This window comes from Micromonospora arborensis, from assembly GCF_003205615.1.
GTDB lineage: Bacteria > Actinomycetota > Actinomycetes > Mycobacteriales > Micromonosporaceae > Micromonospora > Micromonospora arborensis.
Genome location: NZ_PYBV01000125.1, coordinates 1 through 447, shown reverse-complemented (window position 1 = coordinate 447; position 447 = coordinate 1). Strand labels below are relative to the sequence as shown.

General features: G+C 59.1%; 1 pseudogene. It reads left to right on the top strand.

Annotated elements, in window-relative coordinates:
- Nucleotides 1-68: 68 nt before the first annotated feature.
- Nucleotides 69-395: pseudogene (locus C7C45_RS33110) on the top strand (hypothetical protein); the annotation flags it as partial.
- Nucleotides 396-447 lie beyond the last annotated feature (52 nt).

The following is a 447-nucleotide window of genomic DNA, read 5'->3' as shown; positions in this document are numbered from 1 at the left end:
ACTGGAAAGCGGGCAGTGAGCGCAACGCAATTAATGTAAGTTAGCTCACTCATTAGGCACCGGGATCTCGACCGATGCCCTTGAGAGCCTTCAACCCAGTCAGCTCCTTCCGGTGGGCGCGGGGCATGACTATCGTCGCCGCACTTATGACTGTCTTCTTTATCATGCAACTCGTAGGACAGGTGCCGGCAGCGCTCTGGGTCATTTTCGGCGAGGACCGCTTTCGCTGGAGCGCGACGATGATCGGCCTGTCGCTTGCGGTATTCGGAATCTTGCACGCCCTCGCTCAAGCCTTCGTCACTGGTCCCGCCACCAAACGTTTCGGCGAGAAGCAGGCCATTATCGCCGGCATGGCGGCCGCCGCGCTGGGTTACGTCTTGCTGGCGTTCGGCTGGCATTGCCCCTGATTTATTTTTCTCTGGTCCCGCCGCATCCATACCGCCAGTT